Annotated in this window: 17 protein-coding genes; 4 read left to right on the forward strand and 13 right to left on the reverse strand. The window is 66.0% G+C overall.

Features of this window, described 5'->3' with window-relative positions; genetic code table 11:
• Positions 1-27 precede the first annotated feature (27 nt).
• From KGR00_RS06210 to flgL, 4 genes are all read left to right on the forward strand, one after another.
• Positions 28-1,152 (forward strand): flagellar basal body P-ring protein FlgI, encoded by a 1,125-nt coding sequence (locus KGR00_RS06210; protein ID WP_129138484.1) that lies wholly within the window; start codon positions 28-30, stop codon positions 1,150-1,152.
• Entirely contained in the window at positions 1,152-2,249 is a 1,098-nt protein-coding gene (gene flgJ, locus KGR00_RS06215) for a flagellar assembly peptidoglycan hydrolase FlgJ (protein WP_224417279.1), read from the forward strand. The genes KGR00_RS06210 and flgJ overlap by 1 nt, the downstream gene beginning before the upstream one ends.
• Before the next feature lie 94 nt (positions 2,250-2,343).
• A complete protein-coding gene (gene flgK / locus KGR00_RS06220) occupies positions 2,344-4,293 on the forward strand; it encodes a flagellar hook-associated protein FlgK (protein WP_224417278.1) in 1,950 nt (649 codons plus the stop codon).
• Between the two features lie 21 nt (positions 4,294-4,314).
• A complete protein-coding gene (gene flgL, locus KGR00_RS06225) occupies positions 4,315-5,544 on the forward strand; it encodes a flagellar hook-associated protein FlgL (RefSeq protein ID WP_129138481.1) in 1,230 nt (409 codons plus the stop codon).
• 257 nt (positions 5,545-5,801) lie between these two features.
• On the opposite strand, the gene fliR is transcribed toward flgL, so the two are convergent.
• The 13 genes from fliR to fliF all read right to left on the reverse strand — a co-directional run bounded on the left by fliR (position 5,802) and on the right by fliF (position 17,288).
• Positions 5,802-6,587 (reverse strand): flagellar biosynthetic protein FliR, encoded by a 786-nt coding sequence (gene fliR / locus KGR00_RS06230; protein ID WP_129138480.1) that lies wholly within the window; start codon positions 6,585-6,587, stop codon positions 5,802-5,804.
• Between the two features lie 12 nt (positions 6,588-6,599).
• Positions 6,600-6,869 (reverse strand): flagellar biosynthesis protein FliQ, encoded by a 270-nt coding sequence (gene fliQ, locus KGR00_RS06235; RefSeq protein ID WP_129138479.1) that lies wholly within the window; start codon positions 6,867-6,869, stop codon positions 6,600-6,602.
• Between the two features lie 52 nt (positions 6,870-6,921).
• Entirely contained in the window at positions 6,922-7,653 is a 732-nt protein-coding gene (gene fliP / locus KGR00_RS06240) for a flagellar type III secretion system pore protein FliP (protein WP_224419799.1), read from the reverse strand.
• Between the two features lie 35 nt (positions 7,654-7,688).
• Positions 7,689-8,144 carry a flagellar biosynthetic protein FliO gene (gene fliO, locus KGR00_RS06245; RefSeq protein ID WP_224417277.1) on the reverse strand — a complete coding sequence of 152 codons (456 nt, stop codon included), beginning with the start codon at positions 8,142-8,144 and terminating at the stop codon, positions 7,689-7,691.
• On the reverse strand, positions 8,141-8,653 hold the full coding sequence (fliN, locus tag KGR00_RS06250) for a flagellar motor switch protein FliN (RefSeq protein WP_129138477.1): 513 nt from the start codon (positions 8,651-8,653) through the stop codon (positions 8,141-8,143). Before fliN ends, fliO begins: the two co-directional genes overlap by 4 nt.
• The gene (gene fliM / locus KGR00_RS06255; protein ID WP_129138476.1) at positions 8,646-9,686 is read right to left on the reverse strand and encodes a flagellar motor switch protein FliM; all 1,041 of its coding nucleotides are present in this window, start codon (positions 9,684-9,686) and stop codon (positions 8,646-8,648) included. Before fliM ends, fliN begins: the two co-directional genes overlap by 8 nt.
• Before the next feature lie 6 nt (positions 9,687-9,692).
• Positions 9,693-10,181, reverse strand: a complete 489-nt coding sequence (gene fliL / locus KGR00_RS06260) for a flagellar basal body-associated protein FliL (RefSeq protein WP_224417276.1) — start codon at positions 10,179-10,181, stop codon at positions 9,693-9,695.
• Positions 10,182-10,381: 200 nt separating this feature from the next.
• Positions 10,382-11,836 carry a flagellar hook-length control protein FliK gene (locus KGR00_RS06265; RefSeq protein WP_224417275.1) on the reverse strand — a complete coding sequence of 485 codons (1,455 nt, stop codon included), beginning with the start codon at positions 11,834-11,836 and terminating at the stop codon, positions 10,382-10,384.
• An 11-nt stretch (positions 11,837-11,847) separates the two neighbouring features.
• On the reverse strand, positions 11,848-12,318 hold the full coding sequence (fliJ, locus tag KGR00_RS06270) for a flagellar export protein FliJ (protein ID WP_129138473.1): 471 nt from the start codon (positions 12,316-12,318) through the stop codon (positions 11,848-11,850).
• A 63-nt stretch (positions 12,319-12,381) separates the two neighbouring features.
• Positions 12,382-13,791 carry a flagellar protein export ATPase FliI gene (gene fliI, locus KGR00_RS06275; RefSeq protein WP_224417274.1) on the reverse strand — a complete coding sequence of 470 codons (1,410 nt, stop codon included), beginning with the start codon at positions 13,789-13,791 and terminating at the stop codon, positions 12,382-12,384.
• Entirely contained in the window at positions 13,788-14,528 is a 741-nt protein-coding gene (gene fliH, locus KGR00_RS06280) for a flagellar assembly protein FliH (protein WP_129138471.1), read from the reverse strand. The genes fliI and fliH overlap by 4 nt, the downstream gene beginning before the upstream one ends.
• Positions 14,521-15,516: a flagellar motor switch protein FliG gene (fliG, locus tag KGR00_RS06285; RefSeq protein ID WP_129138470.1), complete on the reverse strand. Its 996-nt coding sequence runs from the start codon at positions 15,514-15,516 to the stop codon at positions 14,521-14,523. Before fliG ends, fliH begins: the two co-directional genes overlap by 8 nt.
• On the reverse strand, positions 15,513-17,288 hold the full coding sequence (gene fliF / locus KGR00_RS06290) for a flagellar basal-body MS-ring/collar protein FliF (protein ID WP_224417273.1): 1,776 nt from the start codon (positions 17,286-17,288) through the stop codon (positions 15,513-15,515). Before fliF ends, fliG begins: the two co-directional genes overlap by 4 nt.
• Between the last annotated feature and the right edge of the window lie 22 nt (positions 17,289-17,310).

The following is a 17,310-nucleotide window of genomic DNA, read 5'->3' on the forward strand; positions in this document are numbered from 1 at the left end:
AGCGGAAGGTAGTTCATCTCGATGATCATGCGCATTCATTCTCGTGACTGGGTTGCCGGACGCTGGTGGCTCGGAATGCTGCTGTTGTTGCTGCTGACGATGCCGGCCCGGGCCGAGCGCCTGCAGGACCTGGCCTCGTTCGCCGGGGTGCGCGACAACGCCCTGGTGGGCTACGGCCTGGTCGTGGGGCTCGACGGGTCCGGCGACCAGACCACCCAGGCGCCGTTCACCACCCAGAGCCTGACCAACATGCTCTCGCAGCTGGGCATCAGCGTGCCGGCCGGGACCAACATGCAGCTCAAGAACGTCGCCGCCGTCATGGTGACCGCCGATCTGCCGCCCTTCGCCCGGCGGGGGCAGGACATCGATGTCGTGGTCTCCTCGGTGGGCAATGCGCGTAGCCTGCGTGGCGGTACCCTGTTGATGACCCCGCTCAAGGGCGCCGACGGCAATGTCTATGCGATGGCGCAGGGCAACGTCTTCGTGGGCGGTGCCGGGGCCGAGGCGGCCGGCAGCAGCGTGTCGATCAACCAGCAGGCCGGGGGCAGCATCAACGGCGGTGCCACCGTCGAGCGCGAGGTGCCGTTGGCACTGGGTCGTGACGGCACGCTCGACCTGCAACTCGATGAATACAGTTTCGACACCGCCCAGCGGGCCGTCGACGCCATCAATCGCGAGTTCGGCGAGCCGGTCGCCGCGGCGGTCGACGGCCGCGTGATTCGCCTGCGGGCGCCGATGAACAGCAACGATCGCGTGCGCTTCATGGCGCGTGTCGAGAACATCGATCTGGCACTCGGTCAGGAGCCTGCCAGGGTGGTGATCAATTCCCGCACCGGGTCGGTGGTGCTGACCAGCAGCGTGACGCTGCATCAGGCGGCGGTCGCGCACGGCAACCTGTCGGTGACCATCGATTCCAACCCGCAGGTCAGCCAGCCCAACGCCTTTTCGCAGGGCCAGACGGCCGTGGTTCCCAATGCCGACGTGTCGGTCACCCAGGAAGGCGGTTCGTTGCAGATGCTCGAGACCAGTGCCGATCTCGCCCAGGTGGTCAAGGCACTCAATGCGCTGGGCGCGACGCCCCAGGATCTGATGTCGATCCTGCAGGCGCTCAAGGCGTCCGGCTCGCTGCGCGCCGAACTGGAGATCATCTGATGGCGATGCAGGACATGGGGAGTCAGTTCGCCCTCGACATGCAGGGGCTACAGCGGCTAAAGCACACCGCCAGCGTGAAGCCCCAGGAGGGCGCCCGGGCGGCCGCCAAGCAGTTCGAGGCGATCTTCATCCAGATGATGCTCAAGAGCATGCGTGAAGCGACGCCCAAGGAGGGCCTGCTGGATAACCAGCAGACCGAGCTCTATACCTCGATGTACGACCAGCAGCTGGCGCAGACCCTCTCCGGCCGGGGGCTGGGATTCGCCGACATGCTCGTCCAGCAGTTGCAGCATCGCGGCCTGGTGCCCGGCGATGCCGACCGTGGTGATTCACTCATCGCCGGCATCCCGCACGGCACGCCACGGGTCCTGACCGGTGGTCTGATCGCCGGCGAGACGGCGGCAACGGCGTCCAGCGACACCCGTAGCGAGACGGCGCGGCGATTCATCGACGACCTGGCGTTCGAGCCCGATGCCGGTGCCTACGAGACGAATGCTGTTGCCGAGCGGAATGCCGACCGCCACCCGGCCCACGTCGCCGAATTCCTCGAGCAGCTCTCGGAACCGGCCCGGGCGGCCAGCCGCACCACCGGGGTGCCGGCGGAATTGATTCTCGCCCAGGCGGCCCTGGAAACCGGGTGGGGGCGTCACGAGATTCCCACCGCCGAGGGCGGCAACAGTCACAACCTGTTCGGTATCAAGGCCGGCAGCCAGTGGCAGGGCAGGACCACCGACGTCACCACCACCGAATACGTGGACGGCCGTCCGGTCAAGATGGTGGATACCTTCCGGGTCTATGACGATTTCGAGCAAGCGTTCACCGACTATGCCCGCCTGATCGGTGACAACCCGCGCTATGCCGGGGTCGTCGCGGCAGGCAATGCCGAAGGGGCCGCTCGGTCGCTCCAGGCGGGTGGCTATGCCACCGACCCCGCCTACGCCGACAAGCTGATCGCCGTGATGCACACCATGGGATTCGATGCGACGCAACGCACGGCGCGCCTCGAGCCGGGTGAATCGGCGCAAGTCGCCGGACGCGACCCGAGCGCCGCTCTCGATGCCTACGCCCTCGACAAGGTGCCGACCCGCATCTTCTGAGGGCAATGAACGCGGGATAAAACGGTCGACGGGCTCAAGTTGCTGATGCGAAGGCCGATAAACCCAGATAACAGCGAGATCGGGATTTGATCACATGAGCCTCTTTTCCACTGGCCTGAGTGGCCTGAATGCGGCACAGGCCGCGCTGCAGACCAGCAGCACCAACATCAGCAACGTCTATACGCCGGGCTACAACCGTCAGGTGACCCAGCTCGGCGAGACGTCACCGGCCGGTGGCGGCGTTCAGGTGAACGACATCGAGCGTCAGTTCAATCAGTACATCGCCTCGCAGCTCAATGCCTCGACCAGCCGTTCCAGCGCCCTGGATACCTACAATACCCAGGTCAGCCAGATCGACAACCTGCTGGCGGATACCGACTCCGGTCTGGCGCCGCTGATGCAGGGGTTCTTCTCCTCGATGGAGGATTTGGCCAGCGCGCCGTCCGATCCGGCGGCCCGCCAGGGCGTGCTCGGCAGCGCCGATACGCTGACGGCACAGTTCCGGGCCTTCGACAATTATCTCGACGACATGCAATCGGGCATCAATGGCCAGGTTCGCGACGAGGTGACGCAGATCAACAATGCCACCGACCAGCTCGCCAAGCTCAATCGTCAGATCGCCCTGTCCAAGGCCAAGCTCGGCGAGGCCCCCAACAACCTGCTCAACCAGCGTGACCATCTGATCAACGAGATCAGCCAGCGGGTCGATGTCAAATTGAGCATTCAGGACGGCGGTACCTACAACCTGACCATCGGCAACGGTCAGCCGCTGGTCGCCGGCAATCGCAGCTATTCGCTGGAGGCCGTGCCGTCCTCGGCCGATCCGTCGCGTACCGTGGTCGCCTACAACGACCCGGGCGGCAGCAAGATCGAACTCGACGAGTCGACCTTCCAGGGCGGTACCCTCGGCGGACTGATGACCTTCCGCCGCGAGACGCTGGACACGACCCAGAACCAGATCGGTCAGGTGGCGCTGTCACTGGCCGAGGGCTTCAATGCCCAGCATCGGGCCGGGCAGGATCTCAACGGTGACATGGGTGGCGATTTCTTCGCCATCGGTTCGCCGACGGTGTACAGCAATGACGCCAATGGCGGCAATGCCTCCTTCTCGGCGGCGTTCAGCGATTACAGCCAGGTGACGAGCAGCGATTACCGCATCACGGCCACCGATAACGCCGGCAATTTCGAGGTGGTGCGCAGCGACAGCGGTGAAACGGTCGGCGTGACCACGGGCACCGATGGTAGCGGCAACGCGACACTAACCTTCGACGGCATCACCTTGACGCTCGACGGGACCGCCAACCAGGGCGACTCCTTCGCCCTGCAGCCGACCCTCCATCTGGCCGGGGAGCTGGAGAACGTGATCCACGACACCGCCAAGATCGCCGCGGGCGCGCACGTTGCCGTGACCCCCGCGAGTGGTAACGCCGGCAACCTGTCGGTCGACGATGTCAGTGTCGGGGAGGGCTTCAGCCTGCCCGCGCAGGGTTCGCCGTTGTCGCTCAGCGTGCAGAGCGTCAACCCCGATGGCAGCTTCGTCCTGCAGAACGCCAGCAACCCCGGCACCGACGACCTGGGCAGCCAGGTCCTGGTCAACGGCGAACCGGCGGCCGATGCCGCCAGCGTGCAACTGAGCGCCGGGGACACGCTGACCATCGACGGCATCAGCATGACCTTCGACGGCGTTCCCGCCGCCAACGACGAACTCACCATCGCCCAGGATCCGGCGGCCGGGGACAACACCAATGCCCTGGCCATGCAGAACCTGCAGGATGCCAGCCTGGTGGGCGCCAGGGCGACGCTCAACGATGCCTATGCCGGCCTGGTGGGCGATGTGGGCAACCGCACCAATATCGTCAAGGCCAACCTGAGTGCCCAGGACGTGCTCACCGAGCAGTTGACGCAGGTCCAGCAGTCCGAATCCGGCGTCAACCTCGACGAAGAGGCCGCCAACCTGATTCGCTTCCAGCAGTTCTATCAGGCCAACGCCAAGGTCATCCAGACCGGCAGCACTCTGATGGATACCATCCTGGGCATTCGTTAATCCGTTCATCGAGGCAGCGTCATGCGTATCAGCACCCTGACCATGTTCGAATCCAGTCTGTCGGCGATGAACCGGCAGCAGAGCGCCTTCATGGAAGTCGGCCAGCAGATGGCCAGCGGCCGGCGTGTGGTCAACCCGTCCGACGACCCCCAGGCCGCCTCGCAGGCGGTGGGCGTCTCTCAGTCGATTGCCGTCACCGCCCAGTACAACGATTCGCGGATTTCCGCGCGTAACGCCCTGTCCCAGGAGGAGAGCGTCCTGGGGAGCGTCAGCAATGCCCTGACGAGTGCCAAGACGCTGATGGTGCAGGCCGGCAACGGAACCTTGAGCGACGCGGATCGCACGTCGCTGGCCAGCCAGTTGCAAGGCGTCTACGAGACACTGATCGGCCAGGCCAACACCACCGATGGCAATGGCAGCTATCTGTTCGGGGGGGTCAAGGACAGCGCGCCGCCCTTCGTCAAGCAGAACGGTGCCATCGACTACAAGGGTGCCGATACCGTCCGACGCCAGCAGGTCGATTCCTCGCGTCAGATGCCGGTCGGCGACAGCGGTCGGGAGGTGTTCTTCGGGGTGCATCATGGCGCCAAGTACGTCGCCCAGGCGGATACCGACACGGCCGGCGGCAGTACCCTGACCTTCTCCGGGCCCGCCGTGGAGGACGTCTCCGATCCCGATTACGGCAAGAGCTTCACCGTCGACTTCTACGACAACGCGGGCACCATGGCCTATCGCGTGCTCGACGAGCAGGGCAATGCGATGACCATCAACGGCCAGACCAGCTTCGATTACGACAGCGCCACCGGCGGTTTCGTCGAAGTGGGTGGCATTTCCCTGAGCCTTCAGGGCGATCCTCGGGCCGGTGATCAGGTCGAGATGACCAAGGGCCGCGAACAGAACGTCTTCACGAGTCTCGAGAATGCCCTGAAGGCGCTCGACAGCTCCACCGATTCGCCCGCCGACAAGGCGCATCTGGCCAACACCCTGGCGTCCGTGAGCCGCCAGCTCGACAACAGTCTGGATAACGTCCTCACCGTGCGGGCGTCGGCCGGGGCGCGGCTCAATGAGCTGGACGTGCTGGACCAGGTCGGGGGCAATCGTGCCGTCAATTACGAGGCGACACTGTCGGATCTCGTCGATCTGGATTATTCCAAGGCCGTCTCCGACTACACCTTGCGCCAGGTCGGGCTGCAGGCCTCGCAGCGCGCCTTCGTCGACATGCGCGGCATGTCGCTGTTCGAGATGCTGTGAGTTCGCGAGCCGTCGACGAGATGGCAATAGTTCGATGCCACGCCCCGGTCACGCACCGGGGCGTTTTGCATTCGGGCTTTCGATATAGAGTTCACTTCCAACCCCCTGAGGATGAGCGCCGGAGGCAGGGCACAGCGAGGGTCCTTTGCCATGGAGGGCAAAGGTAGCGCCCAAGGAGGGGTTTACAGCGCCCTCGCGACGCCCTGCCGCCGGAGAAGCCCACTTCGTCTAGAGGCCATTCATAGTGACGCGTACGCTCAACCGGCCAGGACCGAGAGCATCTGGCGCATGAAGACGAAGCCGTTCTGCAGCAGCGTCTCCAGGAAGCGCCCCAGGTCGGTCATCAACACGGCCAGCAGTATCAGCCCGGTGGTCAGGGTCATGGGGAAGCCGATCGAGAAGATCGTCAACTGTGGCGAGGCGCGGTTGAGAATGCCCAGGGACAGGTTGATGATCAGCAGCGCGGCGACGACCGGCAGGGCCAGCAGCATGCCGGCCTCGAAGACGGTACCGCCGTAGCGGACGATCATCTCGAAGGCCTCGGGATTGAGCGGTCGCGGGCCGATCGGCAGGGTCGTGAAGGAGTCGGCCAGGATCTCGATGACCACCAGGTGCGCATTGAAGGCGAGCAGCATCAGCAGAGTGATCATGTACAGAAAGCGCGAGAGCACCATGGTGTTGGCGCCGATGTCCGACGAGAAGAAGGTCGCGAAGGCCAGGCCCATCTGCAGACCGATGTACTCGCCGGCGGCCATCACCACGGCCAGCGTCACGCGCATCACCATGCCGATGGCGATCCCGATCAGCATCTGTTCGACGATGATGCCGAGGCTCGCCCAGGAAACCAGCGGCACCTCGGGCAGCGGTGGCAGCGAGGGGGCGATGACATAGGCCAGCAGGGCGGCCAGGGCGATCTTGCTCTGGCGGGGGATGCTGTCGTGCCCCCAGAGCGGAGCGGCCATGATGAAGGCGGCGAGCCGTACGAACGGCCACAGGAAAGCGGCGATCCAGGCCTGTAGTTGATCGAAGGTGACGTCGATCATCGGGCCGGTCGCCTAGCCGAGCATCAGCGGGATGTTCTGGAACAGTTCCGTGGTGAACTGGACGATCGTCTGCAACAGCCACGGGCCGGCCAGCACCATGGCGGCGAACACGCCGAGGATCTTGGGAATGAAGGTCAGGGTCATTTCGTTGATCTGGGTGGCGGCCTGGAACAGGCTGACCAGCAGGCCGATCGCCAGCGCGGTGAGGATCAGCGGGGCGGCCAGGAACAGCGTCACCTTCATGCCTTGATAGGCCAGGCTCATTACCATTTCCGGGGTCATTGCAGTCCCTCCAGGCGAGGTCGGCACCGGGTGCCTGTCCCGGTCCTCGCGATCAAAGGTGGAAGCTCTGTGCCAGCGAGCCGATCAGCAACTGCCAGCCGTCGACCAGTACGAACAGCATCAGCTTGAAGGGTAGCGAGATGGTCGCCGGCGGCACCATCATCATCCCCAGCGACATCAACACACTGGCCACCACCAGATCGATGATCAAGAAAGGGATGAAGATGGTGAAACCGATCTGAAAGGCGGTCTTGAGCTCGCTGGTGACGAACGACGGCAGCAGCACGCGCATCGGCACGTCCTCGGGCCCCTGCATCTCGCCGACGTTGGCCAGCCGCGCGAACAGTGCGATGTCCGGCTCGCGGGTCTGGGCGAGCATGAATTCGCGAAACGGCTGGCTGGCGCGCTCGACGAAGGTCTCCATGCCGATCTGCTGGTCGGAGAAGGGCTGCCAGGCCTGCTCGTAGGCCTCGTGCAAGGTCGGCGACATGATGAAGAAGGTCAGGAACAGCGCCAGTCCCAGCAGCACCTGGTTGGGCGGAGCGGACTGGGTCCCCATGGCGGTGCGCAGCAGGCCCAGCACGATGATGATCCGCGTGAAGCTGGTCATCATCAGCAGGATCGCCGGCAGGAAGGCCATTGCGCTGAGCAGCAACAGCGTCTGCAGGCTCAGTGACCACTGCTGGCCGCCATCCTCCAGCGGCTGACTGGTGAGGCCGGGAATCGACTGGGCCGCTGCCGACTGCGAGAGCAGCAGCAGAGCGATCGGCAGGAGGCGACGCAGCCACGGGCGAAGCGGGCCGCAGGGAGAGCGAGCGATCACGACTCCCCCTTGCGATCCGGGGAATCGTCAGACGATCGACGACTCAGGGTATCCCGCGTGTTCTGACGCAGGGCCGCGGCGAAGCGCGATGCGAAGCCCTGGGGATCGGTGTTCGAGGGCGCCGGTCGGGGCGGCTCGTCGGGCGCTTCCATGCGGTGCAGGGCATTGACCTGGCCGCCACCCACGCCGAGTACCAGCCAGGTGTCCTGTACCTCGACGATCACCACACGTTCCTTCTGGCCCACCGCGGCGCTGCCCACCACCTTGAGATGCTGGCCTGCCTGGCCGCGCCCGGCATTGAGCCGGCGCAGCAGATAGCTGCACAGCAGGATCACGCCGATCACCACCAGCAGCGCCAGCACGGTCTTGCCGAGCATCGCCAGGCCCATCAGGTCGCTCGGGGAGCCGCCGAGGGTCTCGGCGGCGCCTTGCGTCGCTGCCGTCTCGCTCATCGGTTGAGTTTCTGGACCCGCTCGGACGGGGTGATGATTTCGGTGATACGGATGCCGTACTTGTCGTCGACCACCACGACCTCGCCCTGGGCGATCAGATAACCGTTGATCAGGATGTCCATGGGTTCGCCGGCCAGGCCATCGAGCTCGATCACCGAGCCCTGGGCCAGCTCGAGGAGTTGCTTGATGGTGATTCGGGTGCGGCCGAGCTCCACGGTCAGCTTGACCGGGATGTCCATGATCATCTCGAGATCGCGCATGCCGGCATTGCGCGCCACGGTCGGCGCGTCGAGCGGCTTGAACACCGATTCGCCCGCGGCCTGCGCATGCGGGCTCTCTTCCGGTTCCTGCGCGCTCTCGTCGGCCTGGTGCTCGGCCTCTTCCTGTTCGGCGAAGGCCGCCGCCCACGGATCGTCGTCGGCCGCCGACTCCTCGCTGGCCTGTTCGGCCATCGCTTTCGCCCAATCGTCGTCGGTGCTGGAGTGATCGGGTTTGTTGGGATCAGTCATTGTCGGATTCCTTGACTCCGGTAAGGCCGGGGGCAAACTTGGCGTTGGACTGGATATGGTCGATCAGGTGGCGAACGCGCAGCGCCCGCTGACCGTGCTGGCTCCCGTATTCGCAGCGCATCACCGGGACGCCGTCGACGCTGGTGGTGACGATGTCCGGCAGCTCGATGGGCAGCACGTCGCCCTTCTTGAGCGACATGACCCGGCCCACGGTGGTGGCCACGTCGACGAAGTCGGCGATCAGTTCGACCTGCGACTCCTTGATCTCGCCGGCCATGCGCTGGCCCCAGACGCGATCTTCCTCGGCGTTGCTGTCGGTCAGCGGACCGGAGAGCAGGTCGCGGATCGGTTCGATCATCGAGTAGGGCATGCAGATTTGGAAATTGCTCGCCAGATTGCCCACCTCCAGATGGAAGGTGCTGTTGACCACGATCTCGTTGGGCGAGCTGGTGATGTTGGCGAAGCGCACCTGCATCTCGGAACGGGTGTAGTCGATCTCCAGCGGATAGACCGACTGCCAGGCATCCTGGTAGGCATCGATGGCCAGGTTCAGCAGGCGCTGGATGATCCGCTGCTCGGTGTGAGTGAATTCACGACCTTCCGACTTGGTCAGAAAGCGCCCGTCGCCACCGAAGAGGTTGTCGACCACCATGAACACCAGGTTGGGTGGGAACACCACCAGCGCGGTGCCGCGCAGCGGTTTCATGGAGATCAGGTTGATATTGGTCGGCACCGGTATGTGCCGCGAGAAATCGCTGTAGCTCTGGTAGCGGACGCTGTCGACGGTAATGTCGGCACTGCGCCGCAGCAGGTTGAACAGGCTCATCCGGAACTGGCGGGCGAAGCGCTCGTTGATGATGTCCAGCGCATGCAGGCGCTCGCGGATGATCCGGTGCTGTGTGGCCGGGTCGTAGGGGCGCACCCGGGAATCCCCCCCCTTGGGGGCATCGCCGGCGTTGCCTTCGTCCTCGCCACTGACGCCCTTGAGCAGGGCATCGATCTCATCCTGCGAAAGCAGATCGTCTTGAGCCATGGTGTCCTATTGCACGATGAAGTCGGTGTAGAGCACGTCGTCCACGTTCAGCGGCGGCTGCGGGTCCGAGAACGGCTTGTCGAACAGGGCCAGGATCTCGCCGGTCAGCCGCTGCTTGCCTTCCGGCGTGACCAGGTCGTCGGCGTTCTGGCTGGACAGCAGCATGAGCAGGCGGCTGCGCACCTGGGGCATGTGCGACTCCAGCAGATCCTTGGAGGCCTCGTCGGCCACCTTGATCGACAGGCCGATGTACAGCAACCGCTGCGAGTAGTCATCGCTCTGAATGTTGACCGTGAACGGCTTGACGGTCACGAAGATCGGAATCTCGGGTTCGACCGGTTCCGCGGCCTGGGCGGACTCGGCACCGGCCCCGGAGCCGCGTGACTCGAGCAGGAAATACACGCCCGCCGAACAGGCTACCGATATCAGGATAATCAGAAGACCCAGCAGCCACCAGGGCTTGCGTCTCTTGCCGTCAGTCTGCGTCTTGGCCATCGCTTGTGTCTTTCTCGCGTTTGAGTGGGAGAAGTATGAGGCCGGCTCCGCTCCGGGGATGGGAGGAAAAGGCTGCCCATACCGGGTCATCTCATGGTTTTGCCGTCGTGAAAACGCCGGGCCGTCGTTGACGGCGAGAGCCGACTCGGGGAGTCGGCTCTCGTGGGGTTATCGGCGCGGAATCGGCAAATCTGAAGGGGTCACGCGTACAGATCGACCCCGTTCGCCTCCAGCGTCAGCGGCGTCATCGGGATGCCGGATGCCTCGGAGGAATCGCCGTCGAAGGCCAGTGTCCCTCTCTGGGAAGAGCCCCCGGGGTTCCCGTCGCCGTTGCGCTCCTGCTGCTGTGCCTGATCGCCGACCGTGGTGTCACCGAGCTGGATGCCGGCCTCGCCGAGGGCCGCCCGCAACTGGGGCAGGGCCTGCTCAATGGCTGCCCTGACATGCGGGTTGTTCGAGAGGAACTGCGCCTGGGCCAGCTGGTCGTCGACCTTCAGATGTACCGACAGCGGGCCGAGTTCGGCGGGGTGCAGGTGCAACTGGACCTGCTGGTCGCCACGTTGATGCAGGTTGACCAGTTGCTGGCCGAGGCCCTGCTGCCACTCACCGGAGCCGAGGGGCGCCGCGAGCGTCGCGCTGGGCAGGCCGCCGGTCATGGCCGTCGTGGGCGAAGCGACGCCATTGCCGGCCTGCAGCGCGCCGGCTTGGTGCGGTGCGTGGCTAGCCAGCAGTGACGGGCTGACGGCATCGGCACCCTTGCCGGACGATTCCGGCACCTTGCCCGCCGGCGCTCTTGTCTCGAACTGGGCGGCGAGCTGGGCGCTGGTCAGCGCGGTGTTCGCCGCGGCGTCCTGGCCGGAGCGGTGTGTCGCGGTGCCGCCGTTATTGATCGTCTGCAGCGACTGGATGAAATCCTGGGATGGCGACCTGTCGGCAAGGGTGTTACTGCCGCCAGCGCTCGTGCTGGCGTCGCCCGCGACAGGAACGGTCGTTGCCGTGGTCCGCGTATCGGGGGTCAAGCGGCCAGCAGCCGTGTCATCGATGCCGGCAATGCGACTCGCGAGCACGGCGTTCGCGGCACCCATGGCCTGTGCATTGCCAGCGTTGGCGGTGTTCGCCTGAGCGGCCCGGGCGACGGCCTGGGACAGCGGCTGGATCGGTGCCTGCGACTGACCGAGTGCTCCGGCGATGGCATCGAGGCGTTCGCGGATGCCGTCGAGATTGCCCGGCTCACCGAGCTCCTTGCGCAGTGTGGCCAGCGTGTCCGCGCCCTGGGAAGGCGAGTCCTGCAGGGTCTCGAGCAGACTCGCGAGCAGCTCGCCGGGATCGCTTTCCGCGCCCTCCTGGGTCGAGCCGTCGAGTCCGGCCTGGCGGTCGAGCAGCGCTTCGAGCTGTTGGGTCAGTTCGTCGCCTTCCGGGGCGGTTTTCAGAGCCTGGAGCATGGCTTCGAGATCGCGGGCCGAGGTGCTGATCTCGCCAGTGGCGCCGAGGGACTCACTGCCGCTGTCCGGCGTGTCCTGGCCGCGCGCGAGCTTGCCGGTGCTGGCCATCAGCTGGGCGAACAGGTTTCCGTTCGAGGCCGACTCGCCACCGCGGGGAGTACCCGGCGTCGAGGAGGTCGTCGCGGAGACGGATGGCAGGGAAGTGGGTGCCATGGGGCGGCCTCCTAGTGGCTGGTCTCGTGACGCGATTCCTGCGTCTGGCGACGCAGCAGCTGATTGCTGGCCATTTCATCGCTCTGACGTTGTTCGCGTCGGTTGATGCGCTGTTGTTCACGCTGTTCGCGGCGGTCCGCCAGGGTGTCGTAGGCGGAGAGCTTGCGCTGCTCCTGCTGCCAGTGCTGCTGGCCTTGCCCGAGCTTCGACTCGCGATCCTGAAGGGTCTTGCGCGCCCGGTCGATGGCGCCGTCCAGCGACAGCAGGAATTGCTGGTAGTTGCGCCAGCTGTCCGGGCCGATGCCATTCTCCATGGCGCGCTGGAGTTTTTCCCGGTATTCCTGGCGATACTGCTGCAGGGTCTCGAGCTGGACCTGGGCCTCCTGGCGCGCGCGACGCAACTCGACGAGCTTGACGTTGGCGCTGTCGCGAGCGTCGCGCGTCAGGGAAATCAAGGTGTCGAGCGGCGAAGCGTGGGTCATGATGGATCACCTCATGTCGACCGGACGGTCGGATTCAGCCATTGTGCGCAAAGCCTAACGGATTCAGGGCGACACCAATGTGTTCAATACCCGCCGTGTTTCGTCGATATTCGCGCGTTCGTCGATCCGCTGCTGGAGGAATTGCTCCAGTGACGGGAACATCGAGACCGCCTGGTCGAGCTGAGGGTCGTGCCCCGGGGTGTAGGCACCCACGCTGATCAGGTCGCGATTTCGCTGGTAGCGCGAGACCAACTGCTTGAAGCGCTGGGCCTGACGCCACTGGTCGCCGTCGACGATCGCGGTCATCGCACGGCTGATCGAGGCCTCGATGTCGATCGCCGGGTAGTGACCGCTTTCGGCCAGGGCCCGCGAGAGCACGATATGGCCGTCGAGGATTGCCCGTGCCGAGTCGGCGATCGGGTCCTGCTGGTCGTCGCCTTCGGTGAGCACGGTATAGAAGGCGGTGATCGAGCCGCCGCCCCGGGGGCCGTTGCCGGCACGTTCGACCAGGCCGGGCAGCTTGGCGAACACCGAGGGCGGGTAGCCCTTGGTCGCCGGCGGTTCGCCGATCGCCAGGGCGATCTCGCGCTGGGCCATGGCGTAGCGGGTCAGCGAGTCCATGATCAGCAGCACGTTGCGTCCCGCGTCGCGAAAGTCCTCGGCCAGCCGGGTGGCGTAGGCGGCGCCCTGCAGGCGCTGCAGCGGCGAGGTATCGGCGGGGGCGGCGACCACCACCGCGCGACGCCGGCCCTCCTCGCCGAGGATGTTGTCGATGAAGTCCTGGACCTCGCGTCCACGCTCGCCGATCAGGCCCACCACGATCACGTCGGCCCGGGTATAGCGGGCCATCATGCCCAGCAGTACCGACTTGCCCACGCCCGATCCGGCGAACAGCCCCATGCGCTGCCCGCGGCCCACGCTCAACAGACCATTGATGGCCCGAATGCCGACGTCGATCTGCTCCTCGATCGGGGCCCGCGACAGTGGATTGAACGGCGGTGTGGCCAGCGGTGCATGGGGGACGTCGAGCAGCCCATCCTTGCCGTCCAGTGGCCGCCCGTTGCCGTCGACCACGCGCCCCAGCAGGCTGTCGCCCAGCGGGAAGCGGCGCGCACTGCTGTTGGCGTCGCGACCCTCGCCGAGGGGAAAGACCCGGGCGCCCGGCAACAGGCCGCTGACCTCTTCCAGCGGCATCAGGAAGAGTTTCTCGCCGGAGAAACCCACGACTTCGGCCTCGGCGTAGCGCGGCGACTGCGCGGCGTCGATCCCGCTGCCCTGGGGGGAAACCTCGATGCGACAGGCGCTGCCCAGCGGTATGCGCAGCCCCACGGCCTCGAGCACCAGCCCGGTGGCACGCACGATGCGGCCGCTGGCCCGGTAGCCCGGCAACGAGGCGACACGCTGGCGCACCCCGCCGAGCGCCTCCTGCCAGTGCCGCTGGTGGCGGTTGGAAAGGGCGTCCGCCGAGGTCATTCGCTGTCCTCCGGTGGCGTATCGGGAGTGTTGCGGCGACGAACCTGGGCGACGATCGAGGCCCAGCGCGTTTCCAGCGTGGCATCGAGATCGCCGCTGGCACTGGTCGCGCGGCAGCCGCCCCGGCTGATGGTGTCGTCGGGTTGCAGTTGCCAGCCGGCGGCCTCGAATTCATGGCCCAGATGGGCCTTGACCAGGGTCAGGTCGGCGGGGTGCAGCCATAATCGCGGACGCCCCGAAAGGGCCGGCTCGACATGCAGCAGTTCGCGGACGATGTCGAGGATCTCCTCCGGGCGGGCCTCGAGCGCCTCGCCGGCAAGCCGGCGGCCGGTGGCCAGGGCCAGGTCGACCAGCCGCTCGGCGACTTCCTCGTCGAGCGTGGCCAGGGCGGCGTCGAACTGTTCGGCGAGCGGCAGCAGTGGGCGCAGCGTGGTCTCGGTTTCCTGGCGCATCTGCGCCTCGCCGGCCTCGAAGCCTTCCTGCAGCCCCTTCTTGTAGCCTTCCTCGCGACCCTGGGCGAAGCCTTCCTCGTGCCCCTGGCGCCAGGCTTCCTGGCGGGCCTGTTCGCGCATGGCGTCGAGCTGGGCCTGATGCTCCCGGGCGCGGCGCCGGATCGCCTCGCGACGTTCCTGCTCGTGCCGCGCGCCGTTGCCGCCGCCGGCGCTGCGCAATTCGTCCATCTGCCAGCGTTCCCAGGCCCCGTCGTCGTGCTCGGGCTGAACGAGACGATCAGACATAGCTGTCGTCTCCGCCGCCGAGGACTATCTCGCCGCTGTCGGCCAGACGCCGCACGACCTGCAGGATCGCCTTCTGCTCGGCTTCGACCTGCGAGACCCGGATCGGGCCGCGCGCCTCGAGATCCTCCTGGAGCATCTGTGCGGCGCGCTGCGACATGTTGGCCATGAACTTCTCGAGCAGCGCGTCCGGCGCGCCCTTGAGCGCGACCACCAGCGAGTTGGTCTCGACCTCCTTGAGGATCAGCTGGATGCCGCGATCGTCGATGTCGAGCAGGTTCTCGAACAGGAACATCTCGTCGATGATCTTCTGGGCGAGATCCTCGCTGTGCGCGCGGACGTTCTCGATGACCACCTCTTCCTGCGAGGAGTTCATCAGGTTGAGGATCTCGGCCGCGGTCCTCACGCCGCCCATCTTGCTGCGCTTGAGATTCTGACCGTCGAGCATGCCGCCGAGGACCTCGGTGAGCTCCTGCAGCGCCGCCGGCTGGACGCCGCTGAAGGTGGCGATGCGCAGCACCACGTCGTTGCGCAGCTTGTCGTCGAACAGTTGCAGGATGTCGGCCGCCTGGTGACGCTCGAGATGGACCAGGATGGTGGCGATGATCTGCGGGTGCTCGTCGCGGATCAGCTCGGAGACCATCGAGGGTTCCATCAGGTTCAGCGAGTCGATGCCCGAGCTGGTGCTGGTGCTCTCGAGGATGTCCTCGATCAGGCTCGACGCCCGCTCGCTGCCCAGCGCCTTGGTCAGCACCGAGCGGATGTGGTCGCTCGAGTGCAGGTTGATGGCGGTGAACTGCTCGGCCTCGTCGTGGAACTCGGCCAGCACCTTGCTCATGTCCTCGTGGGAGACCTGGTCGAGACCGGCCATCTCCATGCTGATCTCCTGTACCTCCTTGGGCGAGAGGTACTTGAAGACTTCGGCTGCACTGTCCTCGTCGAGAGAGAGCAGCAGGATCGCGCCGCGGCGGGCGCCGCTCATTTCGCTCATTGTTCGCTCATCCAGCTTCTGACGATCATGGCCACCAGGCGCGGGTCTTCCTGGGCCATCTCGCGGGCATCCTTGAGGTTCTGCTCATAGGCCGTCGAGCGGCGGCGGCGGCGCTGCGGCGGCGCCTCGGGGGTGTCTTCCGCCGACTCCTCGCCATCGCCCTCGATGGCGGCCACGCCGGCCTGGCCCGCCGTCGGGCCACGCAAGGCCGGTTCCGCGGCGGAGGGCAGGCTATTACGCTTGATCAGCGGGCGCAGCACCATGAACCACAGGAACAGGGCGGCCAGTGCGACCAGCAGATAGCGACCCAGCGTCAGCGCCAACTGGATCACCTCGGGCGACTTCCACCATGGCACTTCCGGAACGCTGTCATCGCGCTCGGCGAACGGCGAGTTGACCACCTCGACGGCATCGCCGCGGTTTTCCGAGAAGCCCATCGCCTGACGAACGAGGCGCTTGATGCTGGCCATCTCCTCGTCGCTGAGTGGCTTCTTGACCGGCTCACCGGCGTCGTTCACGCCATCCCGGTAGTCGACGACCACCGCCACCGACAATCGCTGGACGTCGCCGCGCTCGAACTGCACGTGCTCGACCTGACGATCCACCTCGTAGTTGATGGTGTCGTTGCTCTGCAGGCGGCTGGGCGGCGTGTCGTTGCCGGCCTGGGTATTGGCCCCATTCTGCCCGTTGGCGGCGTTGGCCTGATCCTGGGCGTTGTTGCCATCCCCCTGGGCGTCGTTGGCCTGGCCGTTGTCGATCGGCGAGGCGGCCGCGCCCGGCGGGGTGTTGGACAGGGCGCCGGGAACCCCGTTGGCCAGTTCATCGCCACCGGTGTAAGTCTGGTTCAACTGACGGCTGCGCACGGCGGCCTGGTTGGGCGGCTGGTTGGGCTGGTAGCGCTCGGCGGTCTGTTCGCGCTTCGAGAAGTCGATCTGTGCCGCGACCTGGGCGCGCACGTTATTGGCCCCCAGGATCGGCGCCAGGATGCGCTCGATGCGTTGCTGATAGGTGTTCTCGACTTCCTGGATGTAATCCAGTTGGGTGCCGTCGAGGCCCGTGGTGCCGCCATCGCTGCGCGACAGCAGGCGACCGTTCTGGTCGACCACGGTGACGTTGTCCGGCGCCAGATCCGAGACACTGCTCGAGACCATGTGAACGATGGCATTGACCTGACCGTCGCCAAGGGCACGGCCGGGCTCGAGCGTCAGGATCACCGAGGCCTTGGCGGGCTGGCTCTCGCGGACGAAGACCGAGGGCTTGGCCAGCGAGAGATGAACCCGCGCCGCGGCGACCGGTCCCAGGGCCTTGATCGACTGGGAGAGCTCCCCCTCGAGCGAACGCTGGTAATTGACGTGCTCGGCGAACTGGCTGATGCCGAAAGCCTGGTTGTCCATCAACTCGAAGCCGACATCGCCGCCCTTGGGCAGGCCCTGTTCGGCGAGCTGCAGGCGCAGCGGGTGCACCTGGTCGGCGGGGACCAGCAATGCGCCGCCGCCCTCGCTGAACTGATAGGGGATACCGCGCTTGTCGAGTTCGCTGATGATGCGCCCGCCATCGGCGTTGGTGAGGTTGCTGTAGAGCACGCGATACTCGGGGCTGCGCGCCCACAGCAGCAACGCGGCAATGATCGCGATCGCCGCGGCGGCAGCGATGATCAGGGGGATCCGGGGATTGCCGCGCAACTGGGCAAGCAGGCCCTGTGCGGACATGCCGGTAGTGTTGCCAGTGGCCGCGCGGTTGGCGTTCGGCTGCGACGAAGCGGCGTCGCTCATGCGCGCCTCCTCGGGAAGGTGA

Origin of the sequence: Modicisalibacter sp. MOD 31.J (genome assembly GCF_020147985.1) — a bacterium.
Taxonomy (GTDB): Bacteria; Pseudomonadota; Gammaproteobacteria; order Pseudomonadales; family Halomonadaceae; genus Modicisalibacter; species Modicisalibacter coralii.

Bases quoted from the DNA above. Each gene is read 5' to 3' on its own strand.
- KGR00_RS06210 (WP_129138484.1), top strand. From the start codon at position 28: ATGCGCATTCATTCTCGTGACTGGGTTGCCGGACGCTGGTGGCTCGGA.
- flgJ (WP_224417279.1), top strand. From the start codon at position 1,152: ATGGCGATGCAGGACATGGGGAGTCAGTTCGCCCTCGACATGCAGGGG.
- flgK (WP_224417278.1), top strand. From the start codon at position 2,344: ATGAGCCTCTTTTCCACTGGCCTGAGTGGCCTGAATGCGGCACAGGCC.
- flgL (WP_129138481.1), top strand. From the start codon at position 4,315: ATGCGTATCAGCACCCTGACCATGTTCGAATCCAGTCTGTCGGCGATG.
- fliR (WP_129138480.1), bottom strand. From the start codon at position 6,587: ATGATCGACGTCACCTTCGATCAACTACAGGCCTGGATCGCCGCTTTC.
- fliQ (WP_129138479.1), bottom strand. From the start codon at position 6,869: ATGACCCCGGAAATGGTAATGAGCCTGGCCTATCAAGGCATGAAGGTG.
- fliO (WP_224417277.1), bottom strand. From the start codon at position 8,144: ATGAGCGAGACGGCAGCGACGCAAGGCGCCGCCGAGACCCTCGGCGGC.
- fliN (WP_129138477.1), bottom strand. From the start codon at position 8,653: ATGACTGATCCCAACAAACCCGATCACTCCAGCACCGACGACGATTGG.
- fliM (WP_129138476.1), bottom strand. From the start codon at position 9,686: ATGGCTCAAGACGATCTGCTTTCGCAGGATGAGATCGATGCCCTGCTC.
- fliL (WP_224417276.1), bottom strand. From the start codon at position 10,181: ATGGCCAAGACGCAGACTGACGGCAAGAGACGCAAGCCCTGGTGGCTG.
- KGR00_RS06265 (WP_224417275.1), bottom strand. From the start codon at position 11,836: ATGGCACCCACTTCCCTGCCATCCGTCTCCGCGACGACCTCCTCGACG.
- fliJ (WP_129138473.1), bottom strand. From the start codon at position 12,318: ATGACCCACGCTTCGCCGCTCGACACCTTGATTTCCCTGACGCGCGAC.
- fliI (WP_224417274.1), bottom strand. From the start codon at position 13,791: ATGACCTCGGCGGACGCCCTTTCCAACCGCCACCAGCGGCACTGGCAG.
- fliH (WP_129138471.1), bottom strand. From the start codon at position 14,528: ATGTCTGATCGTCTCGTTCAGCCCGAGCACGACGACGGGGCCTGGGAA.
- fliG (WP_129138470.1), bottom strand. From the start codon at position 15,516: ATGAGCGAAATGAGCGGCGCCCGCCGCGGCGCGATCCTGCTGCTCTCT.
- fliF (WP_224417273.1), bottom strand. From the start codon at position 17,288: ATGAGCGACGCCGCTTCGTCGCAGCCGAACGCCAACCGCGCGGCCACT.